The 23,362-nt window shown below is 66.0% G+C and carries 21 protein-coding genes; 5 read left to right on the top strand and 16 right to left on the bottom strand.

All coding sequences use genetic code 11. From position 1 onward, the window contains the following. Window positions 1-65: 65 nt before the first annotated feature. Window positions 66-1,442: a trypsin-like peptidase domain-containing protein gene (locus tag ASD86_RS07280; RefSeq protein ID WP_056108765.1), complete on the bottom strand. Its 1,377-nt coding sequence runs from the start codon at window positions 1,440-1,442 to the stop codon at window positions 66-68. 217 nt (window positions 1,443-1,659) lie between these two features. Between ASD86_RS07280 and ASD86_RS26515 the strand changes: the two genes are divergently transcribed. Continuing rightward, window positions 1,660-1,920, top strand: a complete 261-nt coding sequence (locus ASD86_RS26515; protein ID WP_157476274.1) for a hypothetical protein — start codon at window positions 1,660-1,662, stop codon at window positions 1,918-1,920. Here the strand turns inward: ASD86_RS26515 and ASD86_RS07275 are convergent. Continuing rightward, complete coding sequence (locus tag ASD86_RS07275) at window positions 1,905-3,278, bottom strand: hypothetical protein (RefSeq protein WP_056108762.1); 1,374 nt, start codon at window positions 3,276-3,278, stop codon at window positions 1,905-1,907. The two genes, ASD86_RS26515 and ASD86_RS07275, sit on opposite strands and share 16 nt — an antisense overlap. Window positions 3,279-3,766: 488 nt before the next feature. Between ASD86_RS07275 and rnr the strand changes: the two genes are divergently transcribed. The 4 genes from rnr (at window position 3,767) to sugE (ending at window position 8,766) form a co-directional block, all read left to right on the top strand. Beyond that, window positions 3,767-6,253 (top strand): ribonuclease R, encoded by a 2,487-nt coding sequence (gene rnr / locus ASD86_RS07270; RefSeq protein WP_056108757.1) that lies wholly within the window; start codon window positions 3,767-3,769, stop codon window positions 6,251-6,253. 573 nt (window positions 6,254-6,826) lie between these two features. After that, window positions 6,827-7,588, top strand: a complete 762-nt coding sequence (gene rlmB / locus ASD86_RS07265) for a 23S rRNA (guanosine(2251)-2'-O)-methyltransferase RlmB (RefSeq protein ID WP_056108753.1) — start codon at window positions 6,827-6,829, stop codon at window positions 7,586-7,588. 1 nt (window position 7,589) lies between these two features. Further along, window positions 7,590-8,303: a DUF3592 domain-containing protein gene (locus ASD86_RS07260; RefSeq protein WP_056108751.1), complete on the top strand. Its 714-nt coding sequence runs from the start codon at window positions 7,590-7,592 to the stop codon at window positions 8,301-8,303. Window positions 8,304-8,454: 151 nt separating this feature from the next. Beyond that, window positions 8,455-8,766: a quaternary ammonium compound efflux SMR transporter SugE gene (gene sugE, locus ASD86_RS07255; protein ID WP_056108749.1), complete on the top strand. Its 312-nt coding sequence runs from the start codon at window positions 8,455-8,457 to the stop codon at window positions 8,764-8,766. Window positions 8,767-9,197: 431 nt separating this feature from the next. On the opposite strand, the gene ASD86_RS07250 is transcribed toward sugE, so the two are convergent. The 14 genes from ASD86_RS07250 to ASD86_RS07185 all read right to left on the bottom strand — a co-directional run bounded on the left by ASD86_RS07250 (window position 9,198) and on the right by ASD86_RS07185 (window position 23,301). Beyond that, window positions 9,198-9,809: a glycoside hydrolase family 19 protein gene (locus ASD86_RS07250; RefSeq protein WP_056108746.1), complete on the bottom strand. Its 612-nt coding sequence runs from the start codon at window positions 9,807-9,809 to the stop codon at window positions 9,198-9,200. 173 nt (window positions 9,810-9,982) lie between these two features. After that, window positions 9,983-10,954, bottom strand: coding sequence for a hypothetical protein (locus ASD86_RS07245; RefSeq protein ID WP_157476272.1), 972 nt, complete (start codon window positions 10,952-10,954; stop codon window positions 9,983-9,985). A 46-nt stretch (window positions 10,955-11,000) separates the two neighbouring features. Then, window positions 11,001-11,645, bottom strand: coding sequence for a ribonuclease T (rnt, locus tag ASD86_RS07240; RefSeq protein ID WP_056108740.1), 645 nt, complete (start codon window positions 11,643-11,645; stop codon window positions 11,001-11,003). Between the two features lie 203 nt (window positions 11,646-11,848). After that, window positions 11,849-12,643 (bottom strand): putative DNA-binding domain-containing protein, encoded by a 795-nt coding sequence (locus ASD86_RS07235; protein ID WP_056108735.1) that lies wholly within the window; start codon window positions 12,641-12,643, stop codon window positions 11,849-11,851. Between the two features lie 3 nt (window positions 12,644-12,646). Further along, on the bottom strand, window positions 12,647-13,531 hold the full coding sequence (locus ASD86_RS07230; RefSeq protein WP_056109216.1) for a DUF692 domain-containing protein: 885 nt from the start codon (window positions 13,529-13,531) through the stop codon (window positions 12,647-12,649). Window positions 13,532-13,580: 49 nt separating this feature from the next. Then, window positions 13,581-14,027, bottom strand: a complete 447-nt coding sequence (locus ASD86_RS07225; protein ID WP_056108732.1) for a hypothetical protein — start codon at window positions 14,025-14,027, stop codon at window positions 13,581-13,583. 214 nt (window positions 14,028-14,241) lie between these two features. Then, window positions 14,242-14,757 carry a sigma-70 family RNA polymerase sigma factor gene (locus ASD86_RS07220; RefSeq protein WP_056108728.1) on the bottom strand — a complete coding sequence of 172 codons (516 nt, stop codon included), beginning with the start codon at window positions 14,755-14,757 and terminating at the stop codon, window positions 14,242-14,244. 509 nt (window positions 14,758-15,266) lie between these two features. Continuing rightward, the gene (phoU, locus tag ASD86_RS07215) at window positions 15,267-15,977 is read right to left on the bottom strand and encodes a phosphate signaling complex protein PhoU (protein ID WP_046656171.1); all 711 of its coding nucleotides are present in this window, start codon (window positions 15,975-15,977) and stop codon (window positions 15,267-15,269) included. Between the two features lie 130 nt (window positions 15,978-16,107). Beyond that, window positions 16,108-16,965, bottom strand: a complete 858-nt coding sequence (gene pstB / locus ASD86_RS07210) for a phosphate ABC transporter ATP-binding protein PstB (RefSeq protein WP_082578136.1) — start codon at window positions 16,963-16,965, stop codon at window positions 16,108-16,110. After that, window positions 16,958-17,863 carry a phosphate ABC transporter permease PstA gene (pstA, locus tag ASD86_RS07205; protein WP_056108719.1) on the bottom strand — a complete coding sequence of 302 codons (906 nt, stop codon included), beginning with the start codon at window positions 17,861-17,863 and terminating at the stop codon, window positions 16,958-16,960. Before pstA ends, pstB begins: the two co-directional genes overlap by 8 nt. After that, complete coding sequence (gene pstC / locus ASD86_RS07200) at window positions 17,863-18,834, bottom strand: phosphate ABC transporter permease subunit PstC (RefSeq protein WP_036113863.1); 972 nt, start codon at window positions 18,832-18,834, stop codon at window positions 17,863-17,865. The genes pstA and pstC overlap by 1 nt, the downstream gene beginning before the upstream one ends. A gap of 352 nt (window positions 18,835-19,186) precedes the next feature. Then, window positions 19,187-20,272 carry a phosphate ABC transporter substrate-binding protein PstS gene (gene pstS, locus ASD86_RS07195; protein ID WP_056109213.1) on the bottom strand — a complete coding sequence of 362 codons (1,086 nt, stop codon included), beginning with the start codon at window positions 20,270-20,272 and terminating at the stop codon, window positions 19,187-19,189. A gap of 452 nt (window positions 20,273-20,724) precedes the next feature. Further along, complete coding sequence (pstS, locus tag ASD86_RS07190) at window positions 20,725-21,747, bottom strand: phosphate ABC transporter substrate-binding protein PstS (protein ID WP_056109211.1); 1,023 nt, start codon at window positions 21,745-21,747, stop codon at window positions 20,725-20,727. Between the two features lie 261 nt (window positions 21,748-22,008). After that, on the bottom strand, window positions 22,009-23,301 hold the full coding sequence (locus ASD86_RS07185; RefSeq protein ID WP_056108715.1) for an OprO/OprP family phosphate-selective porin: 1,293 nt from the start codon (window positions 23,299-23,301) through the stop codon (window positions 22,009-22,011). Window positions 23,302-23,362: the final 61 nt, after the last annotated feature.

Raw genomic sequence — 23,362 nt, 5'->3', positions numbered from 1 at the left:
CCTAAAAAAACGGGCCGCTGCATCGGCAGCGGCCCGCGTCCTTCACGCATGTTCAGACCGAGTGATCAGGGATTGAAATAGCTCGATACGCTCGAATAGATGTCCGAGAAGCGCGAGTAGTAATCCGGATCGCGCGGCGCGCTGCAGTACGAGGTTCCGCCGTACAGGCCGCCGCGCAGCTGATAGCCGCCGCTGCTGGTCACGGTGAACAGGCCCGAACCGGAGGAGCCGCCTTCGGTGACGCCCGTGTTCCAGACCACGCGGTACAGCGGCGACTTGCCGTCGATCGAGGTCGACAGGCCGGTCACCGAACCCAGCGAGTATTTCTTGACGTCGCCGGCCGGGTGGTGGATGCCTTCGATGGCGGTGCCGGTGGAGGCGATCGCCGAGCTCGACCAGCCCGCATATACCGCGCCCGACGGCGGCGCGGTCTTGAGTTCGAGCAGCGCGGTGTCGCGGGTGGTGTTGGCATGACGCAGATAGGCGCCGCCGCTGAGCGTGGTGTAAGCCGAATTCACCACCGAGCCGTTGCAGGTGGTGACGTCGTAGAACCAGTACGTCTGCAGGGTGTTGGCGACGGTCTGGGTGCTGATGCAATGCGCGGCGGTCCAGAACAGGCGCTTCTTCGGCGAGTAATTGTTGTTGAGCAGGGTGCCGGTGCACAGGTAGGTGCCGCCGCCGGTGGTGAAGGTCATGCGCGCGACCGACTTGGCCGTCGACACGAAACCCGACGGCGGGCTGACCCGGCACACGATGTCCTTCTCGCATGAATCGCTGTCGCCGATGGCCTTCTGCAATGCCTTCTCGCTGGCCGCCGGGCTGACGTCCAGGTGCGAGAGCTGCGGAATGTTGAGCGACAGCGACTTCGCGCTGACGCCCTTGGGCAGGACGATTTCGACCGTGGCGGTATCGCCGGCGACCACCGGCGACCAGCCCAGCGCATTGCCGGCGAAATCCGCGCCGCTTTGTTCGAACACGCGACCGTCGTTGCCGGCGAAATGCAGCAGCGCCGACTTGGCGCCGGCGCCGCGCAGCGACAGGCCCGCGCGCAGCGCGACCGCGCCGGCCGAGGACACTTCGAAGCGCGCGGCGCTACCGCCATTGGCCAGCGGCAGCCAGTTCAAGGTCTTGAGATCAACTTGGCTGCGCGCGATGTTGCGCGCGTAGCCGATTTCCAACGGCTCGCCGTTCTTGTCCTGGCGGACCCGGCGGTCCTTGAGCGCGGACACGTCCAGGCTGGTCGGCTGGCCCAGGCTGACCAGACGCGGCGCGGCGGCCTTGGCGGAGATCGCGAAATCGGCGGCGCCCATGGCGCCGGCCAACGGAGTTTCGGTGACCGGCGCCGAATCCATTTCGGCGTTGGCGGTCTTGGCGGACGCTTGGATCGAGAAGCAGGACAGGCCGGCGACGAGCGCCAGGCAGAGTGCGTTCTTGCGGATCATCGTGCGTTTCCTTGGGTGGCTAGGGGAATGTCGGCGCAGTGGCCGAAAGCTCCGCGTGACCACGCGGAGTGAGCACGCTATGCCGCATCGATATGGCTTTTTTGTGCTCTTATTCGGGCTTCTCGGAAGCCGGTGAAGTGCAAGCCGTTACCGATGAAACGGATTCGGTCAAGCGTGGTTGCGATCACAGATGCGGCGATCGGGACCAGGCGCGCGCATGCGCTATCGCTTGCACGATCGATGTATGGGGCCGGTAGCTGCGGCATTGCAACACGCGCAGGGCGCACGCGCGGCGCCGACGATGCGTGAGGCCTGGGCATTCGCGTCGGTATTTTTTGTCAGCTTCGCTATTGCGGCGAAGGCTTGCGCAACCGGGCTTGAGCAGGGTTTGTTGAAGCAGACGAAAAAAACCGGCCGCTGCTTGCGCAGCGGCCGGTGGCGACTTTCAGCCCGTGTCGACGATCAGGGATTGAAGTAACTCGCGACGCTCGGATAGATATCGGCGAAACGCGAGTAATAGTCCGGAGATTTCGGGTTGCTGCACGAAGCGCCGCCGCCGAGCAGGCCGCCGCGCAACTGATAACCACCGCTGCTGGTCACGGTGAACAGACCCGAGCCGGACGAGCCGCCTTCGGTGGTGCCGGTGTTCCAGACCACGCGATATAGCGGCGAGCTGCCCAGCGCCGACGACGACAATCCGGTCACCGTGCCCAGCGAATATTTCTTGAGATCGCCGCTGGGGTGATGGATGCCTTCGACCGCGGTGTTGGTCGAGCCGATCAACGCGTTGGACCAACCCGCGTACATCGCGCCCGCCGGCGGCGCGGTTTTCAGCTCCAGCAACGAGGTGTCGCGCGTGGTGTTGCTATGACGCACGAACGCCCCGCCAGTGAGGACGCTGTAAGACGGATTCGCGGTCGAGCCGCCGCAGGTGGTGGCGTCGAACAGCCAATACGTCTGCAAGGTGTCGGCGACGCTCTGCTCGGTGAAGCAATGCGCGGCGGTCCAGAACAACTGCTTCTTCGGCGAGTGGTTGTTGTTGAGCAAAGTGCCGGTGCAGATGAAGGTGCCCTGTGGATTGGTGAAGATCATGTGCGCGACGGACTTCGCGGTGGAAACGAATCCCGCCGGGGGATTGACCCGGCAGACGATGTCCTTGTTGCACGATCCGCTCGCGCCGATCCGGGCCTTGAGGCCTTTTTCGCCTACGACCGGGCTCGCATCCAGATGCGACAGGCGGGGCACGTTCAAGCGCAACGCCTTCGGATTCACGCCCTTGGCCAGCACCAGCTCGACCACGACCGTATCGCCCATGACCACCGGCGACCAACCGGGCGAGGCGCCGGCGAATTCGCCGCCGCGGCTCTCGAACACGCGGCCGTCGTTGCCGCCGAAATGCAGCCTGGCCGATTTCGCGCCGGCGCCGCTCAGCGACAGTGCCGCGCGCATCGCGACCGCGCCTTCGGACGACATCTCGAAGCGCGCCGCGCGGCCGCCGTCGGCCAGCGGTTGCCAGGCCAGGGTGTTCAAGTCGATGCGGCCGCGTTGCACGTCGCGGTTGAAACCGATTTGCAGCGGCAGACCGTCTTTTTCCTGCTGCACGCGCTGCGCTTGCAAGGTGCTGACGTCGGCGCGGGTGAGCGGAGCCAGGCTCAGCACGCGCGGCGCGGAGATTTTCGCCGAGGCGGCGAATTCGGCCGCGCCCAGGGCGCCGGCCGAAGGCGCCGCGGTCACCGGCGCGGAATCCATCTGCGCGATGGACTGAGCCGCGGCGGACGCCGACAGGCAGGACAATCCGACGAGGACGGCGATACGAAGCGTGTGGTTGACGATCATTGAGCGGTTCCTTATCAGGGCGAGCGGAAGCAAAGGGGAGCGAGTCCGGCGGGGTGGCCGCCGTGTCGTGCGCGGTCTGAGCGGATCCAGGCGATGGGTGGCGCGAGATCCGGGCCGGGCAGGGACGCTTCGAACCTAGGCCGCGCGCGCGGCGAGGTTTTGTGCGCTCTGGCGGACTTCGCGAAAGCCGCGCGGACGCAAGGGGCGGGGCGGCGATGGCGGCGGCCGATCTGTGAAACGCCTAGCAACCCACGCTGAAAATTTGGGTGCATAAGCGGCACAAAATCGCTGATCTGGTTCGAAAATCCGGCAAATGCCGGTTCGACTGCGCGAATGCATGTGGTCGCGCATACCTTCGGATGTGCCGTCGCGGGCCCGCTCAGCGGCTGGGATCGGCGCGACGGGCAGGCCCGGCGCGACCTCGCTCACGGCCCTGCCGAGGGGCCGCTGCGACGCCGCGTTCATGGCGATGTGAGACCATTTAGGCCATGACCAAAAAAACGAACAGTAAGAAGCCCGGTAAGCCCGGCACTGGCAACACCCCCTCGCACACCGGCGCCGGCCCGGGTCCCAGCAAGAAAGGCGGCGCCAAGCCGCCCGCGGCGCGCCCGCCCTGGCTGCCCGACAATCTCCAGCACGGCGCCAGCAAGACCCCGCGCAAGAAGGCCGCGTCCGGCCCCGCCAGCTTCCTCCCGCAGGTTCCCGGCCCCGCTGTCAAAGGCCCGGCCGGCAAAGCGCCGCCTTACCACGATCCCTACGCCGACCGCGAAGCCTCGCGCTACGAGCAGCCGATCGCCAGCCGTGAACTGATCCTGCAGACCCTGGCCGCGGCCGACGGCCCGATGTCGGCCGAGACCCTGGCCGAACAGCTCAAGCTCAGCGAGCCCGACCGCGCCGACGCGCTGGGCAAGCGCCTGGGCGCGATGATTCGCGACGGCCAGCTGATCCGTAACCGCAAGGGCGATTTCGCCCCCGCCGCGCAGATGGACCTGATCCCCGGCGTGGTGATCGCCAATCCCGACGGCTTCGGCTTCCTGCGCCCGGAAAGCGGCGTGGGCGACGACCTGTTCCTGCCGCCGTACGAAATGCGCAAGGCCATGCACGGCGACCGCGTGCTGGTCAGCGTCACCGGCATGGACCGGCGCGGCCGCCGCGAAGGCGCGATCGTGGAAGTGCTCGAACGCCGGCTCAACCGTCTGATCGGCCGCTTCACGATCGAGCAGGGCATCAGCTACGTCGTGCCCGACGATCGCCGCATCCAGCGCAATGTGCAGATCCCGCCGGACGCGCGCATGGACGCGCACAACGGCCAATTGGTCGTGTGCGAACTGGTCCAGGCGCCCGATCACAAGCGTCCGCCGATCGGCCGCGTGCTCGCGGTGCTCGGCGACAAGCTCACCGCCTCGCTGGCGGTGCAGGCGGCGATCCACGGCCACGAAATTCCCGACGTGTTCCCGCAGGAAACCCTCGACGAAGCCGCGGCGGTGCCGCTGACCGTGCCCGAGTCGGTGGCCGCGCAACGCGTCGACCTGCGCAAGCTGCCGCTGGTCACCATCGACGGCGAAGACGCGAAGGACTTCGACGACGCGGTGTATTGCGAAAGCAACCGCGACGGTTTCCGCCTGGTGGTCGCGATCGCCGACGTATCGCATTACGTCCGCCCGGGCACGCCGCTGGACGATGAGGCGCAAAAGCGCGCGACCTCGGTGTACTTCCCCGGCTTCGTCGTGCCGATGCTGCCGGAGACCTTGTCCAACGGCATCTGCTCGTTGAACCCGAAGGTCGACCGCCTGTGCTTCGTCTGCGACATGCAGATCGATCGCGAGGGTCAGGTCAGCGAGTCGAAGTTCTATGAGGCGGTGATGAACTCGCACGCGCGCCTGACCTACACCACGGTCTGGAACGCGGTCGGCGACGTCCCGGAAGAATTGAAGAGCGAGGCGCGCGCGCAGATCGGCTCGCTGCTGCCGAACATCGAGCGCCTGCACCAGTTGTTCCATGTGTTGTTGAAGGCGCGGCAGAAGCGCGGCGCGATCGAATTCGAATCCAGCGAAGTGCGCTTCGTGCTCGGCAGCAACGGCGAAGTGACCCAGGCCGGCATGCTCCAGCGCAACGACGCGCACAAGCTGATCGAGGAATGCATGATCGCGGCCAATGTCGAGGCCGCGAAGTACCTGATCGCGCAGGAAGTGCCGGCGCCGTACCGCATCCACGATCGCCCGCCGGAACAGAAGTACGCCGATCTGCAGGAGTTCCTCAAGGAATTCAAGCTGCGCATGCCGGCCTGGAATCAGGTCGAACCACGCGATTTCACCGCGTTGCTGAAGAAGATCCGCGAGCGTCCCGATGCCGCGCTGATCGAATCGGTGCTGCTGCGCAGTCAGAGCCTGGCGGTGTATGCGCCGGAGAACGTCGGCCACTTCGGCCTGGCGCTGCATGCTTACGCTCACTTCACCTCGCCGATCCGGCGTTATCCGGACTTGCTGGTGCATCGCGCGATCAAGCACGCGCTCAGCGGGGCCAAGCCGAGCACGTACGGCTATTCGCCGCGGCAGATGAGCGCGCTGGCGCTGCAATGCTCCGAACGCGAGCGCCGCGCCGACGAGGCCGAGCGCGAGGTGGACGAGCGCTACCGCGCCGCGTGGATGGAGCAGCATGTCGGCGGCGAGTTCGAAGGCACCATCAGCGGCGTGACCAGCTTCGGCCTGTTCATCGAACTCGACGAATCCAAGGTCAACGGCCTGGTCCACGTGACCCAGTTGCCACACGACTACTACCACTTCGATCCGATCCGCAAGACGCTCAAGGGCGAGCGCACCGCGCGCGAGTTCCGGCTCGGCGACCGGGTCGCGATCGTGGTGCTCAAGGCCAGCGTGGAAGACCGCAAGATCGACTTCCGCCTGGTCGAGGAGCGCGGCGCCAAGCCGTTGCCGCCGCGTGGGCAGCCGGCCAAGCGGACTAAGCAGAAGTATTGAGGCCCCGCGGCCGGCGTGGATCGGGAGTTACCTGACCGCGCCGGAACCATCCCAGGCTGGATGTGAGCCGAACGCTGGCCGTGGGGCTTTATCGCCCTGCGACCGCGCCCGTGTGCTGGTGAGGCTGCGGGTGACTGCGACTTCGTAACCACGATCCAGATTGCCTGTGATTGCGACCGCGGCGCGTTAATCAGTCGCCCCCTTTGACAAAGGGGGCGGGCGCCCGGCGCAACTTCGATTCGAGCCACCAACTCCAGCGCGGGGGATTTGCTCTTCTTCCGGGTGGTTGCGTTGCTGCGGGTGGGTAAGAGCAAATCCCCCCTGGCCCCCCTTTTTCAAAGGGGGGAATCCTTCGGCGGGTGTCGCGGGATGGGGCGATTGCTTCGGCTCGGACGCAAGAACCCGCGCCGGCCGGCCCCTGCCACGGCAAAGAAACGCCACGCCGCGCGACTCCCACGACCCCCGCCAACCGCCCCCAACCCTGCGGTAGCTTAGAATTCATCCCCCAAGATCCAGCCCCGGCCTCGCGCGCCCGCGCGGGCGCCCCGGCCACGACCGCCCCACGGAATCCCCATGAGCCAGAAACAATGGATCGCCGGCATCAACGCCGTCGCCGCCTCGATCGAACACGATGCGTCCAACGTGCGTGAGGTCCTGATCGAGGCCGGCGCCAAGAACCCGCGTCTGACCGAGATCGAGACCGCCGCGCGCCGCGCCGACATCGATGTGCGCCGGGTCGCGACCAATGCGCTCGAAGGCGTGGTCGGCAATCTGCGCCATCAGGGCGTGGTCGCGCGCTACGCCGCGGCCAAGACCTGGAACGAGAACGAACTCGAAGGACTGGTCGAAGCCGCCGAGGGCAAGGCGCTGATCCTGATCCTCGACGGCGTGCAGGACCCGCACAACCTCGGCGCCTGCCTGCGCAGCGCGGCGGCGGCCAACGCGACCGCGGTGATCATCCCGAAGGACAAGTCGGTGCAGGTCAACGCGACCGTGCGCAAAACCTCGGCCGGCGCGGCCGACAGCATTCCGGTGATCCCGGTGACGAATCTGGCCCGGGCCATGCGCGATCTGCAGCAGTTGGGCGTATGGATCTACGGTCTGGCGGGCGAAGCCGAGGCATCGCTGTACTCGATCGATCTCAAGGGCAACGTCGCCCTCGTTCTCGGCGGCGAAGCCGATGGTCTGCGCCGCCTGACCCGCGAGAACTGCGACCAGTTGGTCAAGATCCCGATGCCCGGCGGCAATGCGGCCAGCGGCGTGGAAAGCCTCAACGTATCGGTCGCCTCGGGCGTGACCTTGTTCGAAGCGGTGCGTCAGCGCGGCGCGGCGTGAGATGAGCCTGTCGCTGGGCCGGGGCATGAATTGGTTGTGGCTGTTCCCGGCCATCGGCGCGGCGATGCTGCTCGGCGCGATCGCGATCGCGGTGACGCAGCAACGGTTCCGGACTCACGCGCTGCATGCGCAGGGCTTGGTCGTCGACCACAGCTTCAGTCGCTCCGACGATTCGAGCAGCGGCGGCACCTATTGCCCGATCGTGCGTTTCACCGCCGCCGACGGCCAGCAGATCGAATTCGCCGGCGGCGTGTGTTCGCAACCTCGCGCCGAAAATGTCGGCGACACGGTGGCGGTGCTGTATCGCGGGGACGATCCACACGACGCCAGGATCGATTCGTTCCTGACCCGCTGGCTCGCGGTGATGGTCGTGGGCGGCCTCGGTAGCGTGTTTCTCGCGATCGGCCTGCTGGCGGTGGTACCGGGTCTGCGAGGCCGTCGCATCGCGGCCGACTTGCGCGCGACCGGCGTGGCGGTGCAGGCCGATGTGGTCGAGGTGGCGCGCGACAGTTCGATCAAGGTCAACGGGCGCTCGCCGTGGCGGATTCACGCGCAATGGCGCGATCCGGCCAGCGGCAAGATCCACCTGTTTCGCAGCGACATGCTCTGGTTCGACCCGAGCGACTATGTCGGCGAACATATCAGCGTGTTGATCCGGCCCGGTAAGCCCAAGCGCTACTGGGTGGATACGCGTTTTCTGTCCGAGCTGGCCTGAGCGCGGCGGCGCGGCCGCAACGGGCCGCGGGGTTACATCCCGGTCATCGAAGGCCGCGGGGCGCGTGAGAAACTGCGCATCACGAGGCGGGGACGACCCCGCTGCTTCAATCGCATCCGGGGACGGCCCCATCGTCAACCTGGAGTCAGTCATGTCCTGGATCTTGCTCGTACTCGCCGGCCTGTTCGAAGTGGGCTGGGCGATCGGTCTGAAATACACCGAAGGTTTCACCAAACTTTGGCCCTCGCTCGGCACGGTCGCGGCGATGATCGTCAGCCTGGGCCTGCTCGGCCTGGCGATGAAGTCGCTGCCGGTCGGCACCGCTTACGCGATCTGGGTCGGCGTCGGCGCGGTCGGCACGGTCATTCTCGGCATCGTGCTGTTCAACGAACCGGTCAATGCGTTGCGCATCGGCAGCGTTGTGTTGATCGTCGCCGGTCTGGTTGGTTTGAAGCTGGCCTGACGTAGCGCGTGGTTCGGCGTGATCGACGCGAGAGGCGTCGATGGCGCTGACACGTTGGAATCTGATCGATGCGGGAAAACCAGGCAGCCGGCGGGTCGATGACCTTGCCGGCTGTTTTCTTTTGATGCCGCTTCCAGTCGGCAGTTTGATCGCTTCTTCGTGTCGTGCTCTTACGGCAACGGCAACGGCAACGGCAACGGCGATGGCGATGGCGATGGCGGATCGCGTGTGCCAGGCAGTCGATCGATTGAACTGTTGCCCCCTTTACAAAAGGGGGCGAGCGCCATCGCGGCCTCGTTTCGATCGCAATTGTCTGCGCGGGGGATTTGCTTTTATCGCGGCAGACGCAGTGGCTGGAAGCAAAAAGCAAATCCCCCCTGGCCCCCCTTTTTCAAAGGGGGGAAGTGCTTGGGGCGCGCGCGGACAGCGGTTTATTGCAGCGCGTTGACCAGCAACTCATCGAACCGGCGCGCGATGTCGGCGATGGTCTGCGCCTTGTCCTGGCCGTTGATGATGCGCCGCGCTTCCTCGTAGTTCGGCAGTTGCCCGGGCTTGAAGTAGTTGTCGAGCTTCTTGCCGGTGAACCAGCCCTTCTTCATGCCTTCCATCGCGATCGCGTAAGCGACCTCGGGCTTCTTGGCATCGTCGGGCTTGTTGAGCAGATCGATACCGAGGATCTTGCCGGCGCGCTCGTAGTTGGCGCGGCCGGTCAGCTGCACGTAGCCGCGGCCGTGGAAGCGCGCGCCGTCGCCCGCGCGGGTGTTGCCGAGCATCTTGCCTACGCGGGTGTCCGGGCCGTACAGGCGGTTGAAGCGCGCGTCGTCACCGAACTCGTCGATCGGGCGCAGGGTGTGCGCGGTTTCCCATTTGAACGTCGCCAGGCAATAGGCGATCTGATTGCGATGCACCGGGTTGGAACTGAAACTGGCGTCCTGCTCGATGCGTCCGATCAAGAAGCGCAGCGCCTGCGCGAGGTCGTCGCGCAACGGTCCGAAGCGCTTGCGGTAACCATCGAGAAATTGCTCGTCGTCGAAAGCGAACATCCTGTCCTCCTGTCCATGAGTACCGTTCGTGCGCGCGGCGGGCGCGGCGCATGAGGGCGGTCGAGGCGGCGCGATGCCGCTCGATGTTCATTGAACGCGCGTGCTTTGGCGGGCAGGACAGCGAGGGGTGTTACAGCGGTGAAACATGTCGCGCCGGCTGTCGCGGCGATGGCTCAGCTCAGGTCGTAGCGCTCGAGCACCACCAGCACGGCGGCGTCGTATTGCCACAAGGTGGTGGTGCGATCGCATTCGGGGATCGGACATTCCGCCAGCGCCTCACCCCAGCGCAGCATCGTTGTCAGGTCTAGCCGCTGCTTCAGCGACGCGACCACGACCCGACGCGGCGTTGCGCCGAAGAACGCGAACTGCGGCGCGTCCGGGTCGAGCGTGCGCGACGGAATGCTGCCGTCGAGCAGCCAATGTCCGTCCCAGCCGATGTCCAGATACGTCGGGTTGTGCATGTGCTCGGGCTGCTGGCCGTCGAACAGCAGTGGTGCGGCGCCAGCGAGCCAGACCACGAATGCGCAACGCCATGCGGCATCGTCGATGGCCAGCGCCGAGGCGATCCAGCCGTCGATCGACTGCTCATCCAGGTAGCGCAACACCAGGCAGCACGCGGCCGAGATCGCGTGGCCGGGATTGATCGCGTAGAAGCCGCTGCCGAGCGGTCGCAGCAAGGAGCCATCGCCGCCCGCCTGCGCGCCGGTCCAGCACGACGGCGCCATCAGCCTGCGGCCGAGCGTGTCGAGCAGGTCGCGGCGGAACCCCGGATCGCGTCCGGGCAAGGCCGGGTCCAGGCAATGCACGAACACCGCGGTGACCAGCAGTTCGTAGCTGTCGCCGTCGTCGGCGCGCTCGAGAATGCGCGGCAGCAGGAAGTCGAACCACTCGCTCCATTCGTCGCTGTGGTCGAAACAGCGAGGGCCCGAGGTCAATGCGTCGAGCGCGTTATCGAGTTCGCGCCGGGACCAGGTCTGCGGATCGGGCTGCATCAGGCCGCTGTACATCGCCCGCTCGCCGCCCATGAACCAGGCTTCGCCCATCGGTTTTTTCGGCCGCGGCGCGCGCTCGCGCAGTCGCCGCAAGGCATCGGCATCCGGGCCTTGGCCGGGAATCCATCGGTACGCGGGCGGTGCGGAAGGCACGCGGCGCTCCTTGCGCGGGCCGGTCAGGCGAGCGCCGGCGGGTGGATCAGCCGCGCGGCCACGCGTTGACGATCTTGCAGAACAGCTCGGCGGTGCGCTGGGTGTCGTAGACGGCCGAGTGCGCTTCCTGCGCGTTCCACGACAGGCCGGCGGCCTGGACCGCGCGCGCGAGCACGGTCTGGCCGTAGGCGACGCCGGCCAGGGTCACGGTGTCGAACACGCTGAAGGGGTGGAAGGGATTGCGCTTGTGGCCGCTGCGGGCGACCGCGGCGTTGAGAAAGTTGAGGTCGAAATGGGCGTTGTGGCCGACCAGGATCGCGCGCTGGCAGCCGTGGCGCTTGACCGCCTCGCGCACCGGTCCGAACACCGCTTCCAGCGCCTGCCGCTCGGGCTTGGCGTCGCGGAACGGGTGGTCGATATCGATGCCGGTGATTTCCAGCGACTTGGGGTCGATCAGGGTGCCGGGCGCGGGCACCACGTGGGCGCTGGCGATCTCGCCGGGCACGATCCGGCCTTCGGCGTCCAGTTCCAGCGGCTGCACCGCGATTTCCAGCAGCGCGTGCTTGTTCCAGTCGAAGCCGCCGGTTTCGACGTCGACGACGACCGGCAGGTAGCCGCGGAAACGGTTGGCCAGGGTGGTGGGGAAGGGCGCCGCGGTGGGCGCGGTCGCGGTCGGGCCGGTTTCGGTCATCGCGAAAGCCTAGCAGGTTGGGGCGATGGCTTTGGCGCGTTCGGCTGAACCGGTGGCGTGCGGTGTGGGTGGCCTGGCTCGGTCCAAGGCCTCGGTCTGAGGTCGTGATCAGGAGCGCAGTGGCGTCGTGGTTGCGGTGGCGCGGTCGCGGCTTGCGCCGCTCCTACAGTCTGAGACGGACCAGCGCGGATGTGGGGCGGGAATCAGGCTTCGGGATTCGCGGCGCGCGCAAAGACGATCACTCCGCTCGCGCGCATCTGCCGCAACAGACCATCGCCGAGCGCGAGGAAGGCGGAGCTGTCGTCGCTGCCGGCTTCCTGGGCCAGGGCGTGCAGTTGTTCGCGCGCGCTCAGTTCCGGCGATTCGCCGATGCGTTCGACCAGGCGATAGGCCAGTGGGCTGAGTTCGGAAAAACGCACGTCGCCATCGGCTTCGCGGCGCAGCAGGACCAGGGTCGGTGTCGCCGGCGGCTGTTCGGGTTGGTAGTCGGGGCCGAGCCGATGCACCGGCCAGGCATAGGCCAGCGGCCAGGCCAGCGGCGACAGCTGCGGGTGATGGTCCAGCAGTTCGTCGTCGCTGATTGCGACTTCGTCTTGCGGCGCGGCGGCGTCGCTGAGTTGCAGCGCCAGTTCGACCCACTCGTAGTGCGCAAGCTCGGGCAGGAACGGCGGGATGACGTCGCTGTCGAGAGCGTCGCTGTCGAGATCGTCCAGGTAGCGCAGGAACTCGCGCGCGATCTCGGCGAATAGCGGGGTGCGGCAGCGGTAGTCGCGGTAGAAATCGCGAACGAGCCGTTGCCAGCGTTCCTCGCCCAGCAGTTGGCTGATGACCGGGAAATTGCCCGACAGCAAACCCAGGATGTTGTTGAACAGCAGCTCGCGATAGATCCCCAGGCGCCGGTCCTCGATGCCTTGCGGCGCGGGGCTGGCCTGCGGATCGCGCAGATGCCGGGTCAGTTCGAACTGCTGCGCGCGCAGGCGCGAGGGGGCCTCGTTCATGGCTCAGGCGCGCACGCGGCGGGCCGGGCTGGCCGCGGCCTCGCTGGTCGCGGCTTGGCTCGATTCGCTCAGCACCCGGCGCACGATCCGCAGTTCGTCGACCAGTTCTTCGTAGGGCGGGAAATTGAAATCGCGTTCGAGCAGGGTCGGGCGCGCGCCGAACATGCGGTAGGCATCGCCGAGCAGCGACCAGACTTCGTTCTTCACCGGCGCGCCGTGGGTGTCGACCTTGAGATCGTCGGCCTCGTCGTAATGGCCGGCGACATGGATATAGGCGATGCGCTCGTGCGGCATCGCCTGGATGAATTCGCGTGCGTCGTAACGATGGTTGATCGAATTGACGTAGACGTTGTTGACGTCGAGCAGCAGGTCGCAATCGGCCTCGGCCAGGATCGCGCGGGTGAATTCGACCTCGCTCATCTCCTGGTGCGGAGCGGCGTAGTAGGACGCGTTTTCCACCGCGATGCGGCGGCCGACGATGTCCTGGGTGCGGCGGATGCGCGCGGCGACGTGATGCACGGCTTCCTGCGTGAACGGAATCGGCAGCAGGTCGTACAGATGGCCGTCGTCGCTGCAATAACTCAGGTGTTCGCTATAGCAGGCCACGCGGTGTTCGTCGAGGAAGCGACGCACCCGGGCCAGGAAGGTTTCGTCGAGCGGCTCGGTGCCGCCCAGCGACAGCGACAGGCCATGGCAGACCAGCGGATGGCGCGAGGACAGATCGCGCAGCGCTTCGCCGAAGCGGCCGCCGATGCCGATCCAGTTTTCCGGCGCGCATTCGAGAAAATCGAAATCGCGTTCGGTCTCGGCGGTCGGCGCGGACTGCAGCGGGCTCAGCAGAGCCCGCCGCAGGCCAAGACCGACGGCATCGGGTTTCAAATTGCGCATGCCGGCCATCGTGTCAGCTCAGTGGCATATCAGACCGATTCGAAACGAATCAGACCGAACCGCCGCACTTGCCTTCGCCGCACTTGCCTTCACCGGCCTTCTTGGCCGCCGCTTCGCCGGTCTTGACCGGCTTGGCAGCGTCCTTCTTGTCGCCGCCGCACTTGCCTTCACCGCACTTGCCTTCGGCGTGCTTCTTCTTGTCGACGCCGCACTTGCCTTCGCCGCACTTGCCCTCGGCGTCCTTCTTCTTGTCTGCGCCGCAGCTGCCTTCCTTCGCCTTCTTGTCGGCGCCACAGCTGCCTTCGGCCGTCTTGGCGGTGTCGGCGGCGGCCTTGGCGTCGGCGGCCTTTTCGGCGGCCGGCGGAGCCTGCTGGGCGCCGAGCAGGTAGCCCTGCGACAGATCGCTCATCGCGAACGCGGAAGCCGACAGGCTCAGACCACCGATCAGGGTGGCGCCGAGGGCGAGGGCGAGGGGCTTCTTGATTTGCTTGGACATGGATGACTCCTGTGGCGATGAGGGCGGAGGATGGTCCGCCGTTGGAATAACGGCCCAGTGTGCCGGGTTCCGTCAGATCGGGTTGTGCTTGAATCGCGATGGATGCGGTCGAGCTGTTGGGTGATACGACTTCGTTACGAACATGGATGCAGCGGGCCGGCGGCGGTCGACGGGCGTGGTCGTCAACAAGCGCGGCCTTCAAGCAGCGCGCGCGTCAACAGGCCAGGTACTCGCGGGCGAGCAGCCGCGCTCTGTGCAAACGCGATTTCACCGCTTCGCGGGTCAGGCCGAGCTGTTCGCCGATTTCGGCGATGGTCAGCCCTTCCAGATCGCGCAGCAGGATGATGCGGCGGTAATGCGCGGGCAGGGATTCCAGCGCGGCGGCGACATCATGCCGCCACTCTGCCGGTTCGTGGCTCACCATCGGCGCGATGTCGTCGCTGATGGCGTCGCCGCTGAGCATGCGCCGGCCGCGCTTGAGCCGGTTGCATTCGCGCTTGACGATGCGGAAGGTCCACGACACGAAGCATTCGAGTACGCGCAGGTCGCGCAGCTTGCGCGATACGGTGAACAGGCTTTCCTGGACCGCGTCCTCGACGTCGTTGATGACGCAGTGGTACTCGGCGTAACGGCGCAGGTCCTGGCGCGAATGCACCAGCACCCGTTCCAATGCGGCCGTGTCGCCCGAGCGGGCGGCTGCCAGATCACCGTTGGCCATCGATAGCGTCATGCCGGGCTGTCCTCCTGAGTTCCCAAAAATACACTGCAGCGTGGGGCTGCGGACATGTACCAAGAGTTTAGGAGGAGGCGAACGGATTCGCGCTTCCGCGGCGATGCGCCGAAATTGTTTAGAACGGGTTAAGCCGGATTGGGCTGTAACCGTTTGCAGCCTTTATTTGCAAGGCTCGGACGCGTGCGCGTCGAAGCGTCGCGCGAGAGGGGCGAAGGCGTCGACCGGCAGGACGCGTTGGAAGGTTGGCGCCGGCCGGGGCGGGCGATATGCCGTTGCTGCACTGCAACGTGCGCGAAAACGGCCGCTTCGTCGGACCGTTCGCTTCGGCGGTCGGGGTGACGTCGCCCGCCAAACTGACTCGTCGGAGCGAGGCTGGATGGGCGGGGTTTCGCCGGACGGGTTTCAGTCTCGGCGGTTCTAACCTCGCCGCGCGGACGCTCGCGACGCTCGATCGAAACAAGGACGGGGCCGAAGCCCCGCCCGTAACGGCATCCGCTGACGCGGGCTTACAGCGCGCCGGTGGTGTTGGTGTCGTCGCGCTTCTCGCGCGGCGGCAGCAGTTCTTCGCCCTTGACCAGGAACCACACGTTCTCGGCGATGTTGGTGGCGTGGTCGCCGATGCGCTCGATGTTCTTGGCCATGAACAGCAGATGGGTGCAGGCGGTGATGCTGCGCGCGTCCTCCATCATGTAGGTCAGCAATTCGCGGAACAGGCCGGTGTAAGCAGTGTCGATCTCGGCGTCGCGCGCGCGCACCTTCTGCGCCAGCTCAATGTCGTTGTCGCGATAGGCGCTCAGCACATCGCGCAGTTGCTTGACCGCGAGCGTACCCAGCGCATGCAGGCCGGCGACGTGCGGCAGCGGCGGCGACAGGTTCAGCGCGGTGGAGCGCTTGGCGACGTTGGCGGCGTAGTCGCCGACGCGTTCGATGTCGGAGGCGATGCGGATCGCGGCGAGGATCTCGCGCAGGTCGCGCGCCATCGGCCCGCGCAGCGCCAGCTTCATCACGTCGTGGCTGATTTCCTGCTCGAGTGCGTCGATCGCCTCATCGTTGGCGATGATGCGCTCTGCGGCCTTGTCGTCGCGGCGCTGGACCACGTCGAGCGCGGCTTCCAACTGCGAAGCGGCCATCTCGCCCATGCGCAGGGTTTCGTCGAGCAGGCGGCGCTGCTCGTCGTCGTAGCTTTTGACGATGTGGTCGTGCATTTGGGTGCTCATATTAATGCCGAGATTCGGGAATCGGGATTCGGGATTGGAAAAAGCAAGGCGATCTGCTCGGGATTGGCGGAGGCGGGGAGGCGATCGCTTTTGCGAATCCCGAATCCCGAATCCCTAATCTCGGGCCGCTTCAACCGAAGCGGCCCGTAATGTAATCCTCGGTCTGCTGCTTGGTCGGCTGCGAGAAGATCTGTTCGGTCGGGCCGTGTTCGATCAGGTCGCCCAGGTACATGAAGGCGGTGAAGTCGGACACGCGCGCGGCCTGCTGCATGTTGTGGGTCACGATCGCGATGGTGTAGTCCTTCTTCAGCTCTTCGACCAGTTGCTCGATGCGGCTGGTCGAGATCGGGTCGAGCGCCGAGGTCGGTTCGTCGAGCAACAGCACCGACGGCTTGAGCGCCACCGCGCGTGCGATGCACAGACGCTGCTGCTGGCCGCCGGACAGGCCCAGCGCGCTCTGGCCCAGCTTGTCCTTGACCTCGTCCCACAGCGCGCCCTGGCGCAGCGCGTGTTCGACCCGATCGTTCATTTCCGACTTCGACAGCTTTTCGTGGTGACGGATGCCGTAGGCCACGTTCTCGAAGATCGTCATCGGGAACGGCACGGGCTTTTGGAACACCATGCCGACCTTGCTGCGCAGCCGGTTCATCGGGTACTTCGGATCGAGGATGTTTTCGCCGTCGAGGATCACCTCGCCGCGCGCTTCCAGCTTCGGGTACAGCGCGTAGATGCGGTTGAAGATGCGCAGCAGGGTCGACTTGCCGCAACCCGACGGGCCGATCAGCGCGGTGACCTGCTTCTCCGGGATGTCCAGGTTGATCGACTTGAGCGCGTGGAACTTGTCGTAATAGAAGTCCAGGCCGCGCGCGGAGAGCTTGACCGGCGAAGCGCCGACCACGGCCGCGGCGCGGTCGGGGGTGGCGACGGAGATACGTGCATCGTTCATGGCCGGGGTCCGGGCAACAGGTTGGTTCGAGAGGTCAGTCATTGGCGATCCGATTGCGCAACACGAGGGCGCGGGCGAGCAGGCTGACGACGAGGACGAAGAAGGTGAGCACCAGGGCGCCGGCCCAGGCCAGGGTCTGCCAGGTTTCGTAGGGGCTGCCGGCGAACTGGTTCATGACCACCGGCACGCTGGCCATCGGCTGCAGCACGTTGTGGCTCCAGTACTGGTTGCCGAAGGCGGTGAACAGCAGCGGCGCGGTTTCGCCGCTGATCCGCGCCAGCGCGAGCAGCACGCCGGTGACGATGCCGGCCGAGGCGCTGCGGTACAGCACCTGCACGATCACCTTCCATTGCGGCACGCCCAGCGACAGCGCCGCTTCGCGCATCTGCGCCGGCACCAGCCGCAGCATTTCGTCGGTGGTGCGCACCACCACCGGCAGCACGATAAAGGCCAGGGAGATCGCACCGGCGAGCGCGGAGAAGTTGCCGCCGCTCTGCATCACCACCAGGGTGTAGACGAACAGGCCCAGCACGATCGACGGCGCCGACAGCAGGATGTCGTTGACGAAGCGCACCACCGTGCCGATCTTGCGACCGGCGCCGTATTCGGCCAGCCAGGTGCCGGCGGCGATGCCGAGCGGCGTGCCGATCACGATCGCGATCAGACACATCACCGCGCTGCCGAAGAAGGCGTTGAGCAGGCCGCCTTCCTGCATCGGCGGCGGCGTGTTCTGGGTGAACAGCGCGACGTTGATGCCGCCCAGGCCCTTGGCGAGCAGGGTGTAGAGAATCCAGCCCAGGAAGAACAGGCCGAACGCGGCCGCGGCGCAGGCGAGGATGACGGCGACTGTGTTGACGATGCGGCGGCGGCCGTACAGCGAATCGGCGACGCGATGGCGGCGCTGGGTGTCGGCATCGACGGTCTTGGCGACGGTGCTCATCAGTTGCCCTCCTTGCGCGAGAGCTGCATCAGCATGAAGCGCGCCGCGGCGAGCACGACGAAGGTCACGATGAACAACACGAAGCCGAGCAGCAGCAGCGCCGAGCGGTAGGTCTCGGTGGCTTCGCCGAAGTCGTTGGCGATCAGCGCGGCGATGGTGGTGCCCGGTTCCAGCAGCGAGGTCGAGAAGTTGACCGAGTTGCCGATCACGAACGCGACCGCCATGGTTTCGCCGAGCGCGCGGCCCAGGCCGAGGAACACGCCGCCGATCACCGCCGAGCGGGTGTAGGGCAGGACGATGTCCCAGCTCACTTCCCACTTGGTCGAACCCAGCGCGTACGCCGATTCCTTCAGGCGGGTCGGCACGGTCAGGAACACTTCGCGCATGACCGAGGAAATGAACGGGATCACCATGATCGCCAGGACGATGCCGGCGGTGAGCATGCCGATGCCGAGCGGCGGTCCCTGAAACAGCGTACCGATCACCGGCAGGGTGCCGACGTGGTCGTTGAGCCAGGGCGTGACGTACTCGGTCATCACCGGCACCAGCACGAACAGGCCCCACATGCCGTAGATGATCGAGGGAATGCCGGCCAGCAATTCGATCGCGGTGCCGATCGGACCGCGCGCCCAGCGCGGCGCGACCTCGGTCAGGAAGAAGGCGATGCCGAAGCTGATCGGCACGGCGATGATCATCGCGATCATCGCGGTGACGATGGTGCCGTAGATCGGCACCAGCGCGCCGTAGTGGTTCTCGACCGGGTTCCATTCGGTGGTGATGAAGAAATCGATGCCTTCTTCGGCCAGTACGTGGCGGCCGCCCCACAGCATCGACAGCGCCGCGCTGGCCAGCGCGATCAACACGAAGACGACGGTGGCGGTCAGTACGTAGCGGAACAGACGATCGTTGCGCGCATCTTTGCCGTCGCGGCTATTGCTGCCGGTATGGGCGGGTAGGGCGGTCGCGTTCATTGCGAGATGGGGTCCGTCGTGGCCGGGCTTGCGGTGGCGGGCTTGGTTCTGCGCGTTTGGGTGGTGCGAGATGCGGGAGTTCGTGAGACAGCGCTGCGAGCGGTTTTTTTGCTCGTCATTCCCGCGAACGCGGAAATCCAGCGACTTAAAGTTGTTGCGGTGTTGCGGCTTCTGCCTTTGCCGTCATTCCCGCGAACGCGGGGATCCAGGGCTTCATCGCGACGTATCTCTCAAGTGGAGAAACGTGTCGTTCTGAAGCAGGTGGCATTACGCGGAAGACTCTGGATTGCCGCTTTCGCGGGAATGACGAACCGGCAAACCCGCGTCCGCGATGCGGACGCGGGCCGATGCATCACTTGAACTCAGCCGCCCAATACGCCTCGATCTGCTTGACCAGTTCCGGCGGCAGCGGCACGTAGTCCAGCGCCTGCGCCTGCGTCTGGCCGTTCTCGAACGCCCACTTGAAGAAGCCGCGGGTGTCGGCGCTGCGCTTGGCGTCCTTGGGCTGCTTGTACATCAGGATGAAATTGGTCGCGGTGATCGGCCAGGACTTCTCGCCGGTGGCGTTGGTGATCACCAGGTTGAAGTCCTTGGCGCTCGCCCAGTCGGCGGTCGAGGCCGCGGCCTGGAAGGCTTCGGCGCTGGGCTGCACGAACTGGCCGGCCGCGTTCTGCAACTGGGTATGGGCCATCTTGTTCTGCAGCGCGTAGGCCAGTTCGACGTAGCCGATCGAGCCCTTGATCTGCTTCACGTACGAAGCCACGCCTTCGTTGCCCTTGCCGCCGACGCCGCCGGGCCACTGCACCGAGGTGCCTTCGCCGACCTTGGCCTTCCAGTCCGGGCTGACCTTGGACAAGTAGTTGGAGAAGTTGAAGGTCGTGCCCGAACCGTCGGAGCGGTGCACGATGTTGATCTTCACGTCCGGCAGGGTCGTGCCCGGGTTCGCCGCGGCGATCTTGGGATCGTTCCACTTCGACACGGTGCCCAGGAAGATGTCGGCCAGCAGCGGGCCGGTCAGGCGCAGTTTGCCGGCCTCGATGCCGTCGACGTTGACCACCGGCACCACGCCGCCGATCGCCGAGGGGAACTGGCCCAGGCCGGCGGCGGCGAGCTCTTCGCTCGGCAGCGGCTTGTCGGAGGAGCCGAAGTCGACCGTGCCGGCCTTGATCTGGGCGATGCCGCCGCCCGAACCGATCGACTGGTAGTTGACCTTGGCGCCGGTCGACTTGTTGTAGTCGTCCGACCACTTGGACAGCAGCGGGTAGATGAAGGTGGCGCCAGCGCCGGTGATCTGCACGGCGACCTGGTCGCCCGCGGGGGCGGCCGCGTCGGTCTTGGCTTCACCGGCCGGGGCCGGGTTCTGCTTGCCGCCGCACGCGGCGGCGGCCAGCGCGATGGCGAGGGAGAGGGCGGCGATGCGGGCCGGCGACGATTTCATGCGGTGCTCCATCAAGGGGGCCGGCATGGGCGCCGGCTGGGCTGGCGCCATTTGATGATCTTTTTGTTACACGGCTATGACACGGATTCGTCACGAATCTGTAGTGAAAGGCCGGGCGGGGTGCTGGAGGTCGCGGTTTTGCGAGTTTTCGGCGGGGCGGACGGTAACAAACGTGTGATGAGTGGGGGCGGGGAGGCCCTCATCCGGCCCTTCGGGCCACCTTCTCCCGCGGGAGGGAGAAGGGTTCGGTCAGCCGGCGGGCGAAATATCGACCCCACAGCGTATGCCTTCCCCAAACGCGCACTGAGGCCCTCTCCCGCTCGCGGGAGAGGGGTTGGGGTGAGGGCCGCAAAAACAAAACGGGCCCGAAGGCCCGTTTCATCCGATCACTGCAATTAAAAACCGATCTCCCCCGATCTGAAGGGTCCCCCCGGATCCGACGATCGCTCGGATCAGTAATTCATGCTCGTGGTCCAGTAGGTCTCGATCTGCTTGACCAGCGCGTCGGGCAGCGGGACGTAGTCCAGCGTCTTGGCCTGCGCGTCGCCGTTGGCGTACACCCAGCGGAAGAATTCCTTGGCGTTCTTGGCGCCTTCGGCGTTCTTGGGCTGCTTGTACATCAGGATGAAGTTGGTCGCGGTGATCGGCCAGGAGTTCTCGCCCGGCGCGTTGGTCATCACCAGGTAGAAGTCCTTGGCATCGCCCCACTGCGCGCTGGCGGCGGCCGCGGCGAAGGTCTCGTCGGTCGGCAGCACGAACTTGCCGTCGGCGTTCTTCAGGCGCGAATACGCCATCTTGTTCTGCAGCGCGTACGACAGCTCGACATAGCCGATACCGCCCTGGATCTGCTTGACGTAAGCGGCCACGCCTTCGTTGCCCTTGCCGCCGATGCCGATCGGCCACTTGACCGCGGTGCCTTCGCCGACCGAGCTCTTCCACTCGCCGCTGACCTTGGACAGGTAGTTGACGAAGTTGAAGGTGGTGCCCGAACCGTCGGAACGGTGGACGACGGTGATCTTCTTCGCCGGCAACGGCACGCCGCCGTTGAGCGCGACGATCGCCGGGTCGTTCCACATGGTGATCTTGCCGAGGAAGATGTTGGCGAGGGTCTCGCCGTCGAGCTTCATCGCGCCGGAAACGACGCCCGGAACATTGAGCACCGGCACCACGCCGCCGATCACCGACGGGAACTGGGCCAGGCCGAACTTGGCCAGTTCATCGGGCTTGAGCGGCGCATCGGACGAGCCGAAATCGACCGTGCCGGCCTTGATCTGGGCGATGCCGCCGCCGGAACCGATCGACTGGTAGTTGACCTTCTTGTTGGTGGCCTTGGCGTAGTCGGCCGACCACTTGGACATCACCGGATAGACGAAGGAAGCGCCGGCGCCAGTCACGTCGGCGGCCTGCGCGTTGAACGCGAAGGCGGCAGCCAGTGCAAGCGCGGTCACGCGGAACGAACGGGTATTGAACACGATGAGGCTCCTGAAGAGAGACGGCTGGCACGAATCCGTTGTGGCGCATTGCATAACGGTTCGATGACAGTCGCGAGTCGTAAACATGACAAACGCGTGACTTGCTCCCCGATCCGATCCCGGCCGTCGCGCGATCGGCGGCGGGCGAGCCCGGCGACGGGCGGCGATCGGAAAAATAAGGGCGCGGCACCGGCCGCGCCCTTGAACGATCGGTGCCGATCGAGGGGGAGAGATGTACGGTTTGACGCGGTGTGAGGGTGCGGCTTACCAGTAGAACTGGAAGCGCGCCGACAGGATGTTCGGGCTGTCGTCGACGACGCGGTTGAAGGTGCGGTTGTTGTAGACCGGGTTCTGCGAGTAGGTCGCGCTGGTCTTGCCGATGTAGCGCGAGCTGTCGACGACCGAGTAGTCGAGCATGAACTTGAAGTTCGAGCGCCAGTACCAGTTGACGCCGACGGTCCACGAATCCATCTCGCCGCCGAGCACGCCGTCGACGATCGGAGCGGCGGTCGGGGTCGCGCCCGGGCGCAGCGAGCCGTCGTTGAGGTCGATCTTGTCGTAGCGCACGGCGAGCTGCCACATGCCGCTGGAGGGTTCGTCGGGCAGCGGGGTGGTCGGCACGCCGGCCTTGTAGCCCCAGGTCTCGCCGGTGATGTTCCACACGCCGCTGACGTAGAAGCTGTCGGTGGTGTAGTCCTTGCCGGTCAGGGTCGCGGTCTTGTAACGGCCGATCTTGCTCTGCATGTACTCGGCCTGCAGCTTGATCGGGCCGTGCACGTACATCGCTTCGGCGCCGACGATGGCCTGGCGATCGAGGTTGGTCAGGGTGCCGCTGTCGACCAGGCGGCCGCCGGCGAGGTCGGCCTGCGGACGGGTGCGGATGCGCAGGCTGTCCTTGACCACGCCGGTGTTGCCTTCCAGCTCCGCTTCCAGGTTCACGTACGACAGACCCAGGTGCAGGATGTTGCCCTTCTCGTTGATCGGGGCGAAGGTGCCGCGCAGGCCGTAGCCGTCGCCGCGCTTGAGGTTGCGGGTCAGCTCGTCGCCGAAGTAGCTGGCGGTGATGCTCCAGTCGTTGCTGCCGTAGCTGTAGGCGGCGCCGACGCGGCGGGCGATGCCGAAGGTGTTGGTCACCATCGCCTTGGAGATGAAGTCGTTGTTCTTGGTCGAGGACAGCTCTTCCAGGCTGTTGGGCTGCTTGAACTGACCGAACTGGACGTAGTGGTTGGCGTCGCCGCCGAGCTTGTACTTCAGGTTGACGTCGAGGAACTTGTCGGCCTTGGCGTCGTAGCCGGCGACCCATTCGAAGTTGCCCGGGCCCTTGCCCTTGAGCACCAGTTCGGCGCGGCGCAATTCGTTGTCGGAATCCTTGCCGTCGGGCAGGTCGCCGTTGAGGTTCAACACGTCGCTGTTGAAGTCGTTGTAGTCGCCCTGGAGCAGACCTTCGAAGGTGACTTCCGAGTCGCCGATGACGTCGAGTGCGATTTCAGCATGCGCGGCGGGCGCCGACAGAGCGGCGAACAACGCGACGGCAAGGGTGGTGCGGGAGAGTTTCATTGGTCTAGCCCTGAGGCGTGGAGAGATGCCGCGCAGGCTAGGGTGTGAAAGTTGCGTAAAT

Source organism: Lysobacter sp. Root690, assembly GCF_001427785.1.
Classification (GTDB): Bacteria; Pseudomonadota; Gammaproteobacteria; order Xanthomonadales; family Xanthomonadaceae; genus Lysobacter.
This window is presented reverse-complemented; position numbering and strand designations above follow the sequence as displayed.